This is a genomic window from Desulfocucumis palustris (assembly GCF_002933875.1).
Classification (GTDB): domain Bacteria; phylum Bacillota; class Desulfotomaculia; order Desulfotomaculales; family Desulfocucumaceae; genus Desulfocucumis; species Desulfocucumis palustris.
Genome location: NZ_BFAV01000094.1, coordinates 1 through 810 on the forward strand (window position 1 = coordinate 1; position 810 = coordinate 810).

Annotated in this window: 1 protein-coding gene; it reads right to left on the bottom strand. The window is 52.8% G+C overall.

Features of this window, described 5'->3' with window-relative positions:
• Positions 1 to 810: RHS repeat protein (locus DCCM_RS07240; RefSeq protein WP_133163951.1), on the bottom strand; the 810-nt coding region annotated here is incomplete at both ends.

The following is an 810-nucleotide window of genomic DNA, read 5'->3' on the forward strand; positions in this document are numbered from 1 at the left end:
TGGACAGCCTGTTCAGGCTGTCGTAAACCAGGTTGTATTTATGAGTTTGCAGCGCGCTGCTGGGATATTTTTTTCTATGGGTGACCGAGGAGACCAAGCCGTTCCCGTTGTACTGGTAGGAAAGGTTGTTGTAGGCTCCTGTATAGCTTGTGTTTGTCAGTTCCGCTATCTGGTCCAGTTGGTTGTAGGTATAGCCTATCTGCCCGCCCTCGGGGTAGTTGATGCCGGTTGTTCTGCCATCCCCGTCGTAGGTAAGGGTTATGCGGTTGCCGTTAAAGTCGGTCAGGGCGGTCAGCTGGGCGGCTGTGTCGTATTCATAGGTCTGGGTGCCGAAGGATGTGGTTAGTGCTTTTCTGTTGTTTGCCCTGTCGTAGGTGTAGGTGTTCTTTCTCCCCAGGCTGTCCGTTACTTCCAGCAGGTTGTCGTTGGTGTCGTACCGATAAAGGGTTGTCCCCAGCTGGTCGTCCATGGTCAGCCTGTTGCCGTTGCCGTCATAGGTGTATTTGACCATGGTGTTGTCATCGTATATTTTGCCGGTTAAGCGGCCCGCCTGGTCGTATTTGTAGGTGGTGGTGTCCCCCAGGGGGTCTGTTTGGGTGGATACTCTTCCCAGGGGGTCGTAGGTCCAGCGGGTGGTTTTGCCTCCGAGGACTTTTTCGGTTAATACATTATTTAGTTTGTCATAGGTGTAGGTGGTTGTGTGCCCGTTGGCACTGGTTACGGTGGTGCGGTTTCCGCAGGGGTCGTAGGTGTAGCCGGTTACGTTGTTTAAGGCGTCTGTTACGCTGGTCACCCGGTTATTTAAATTAT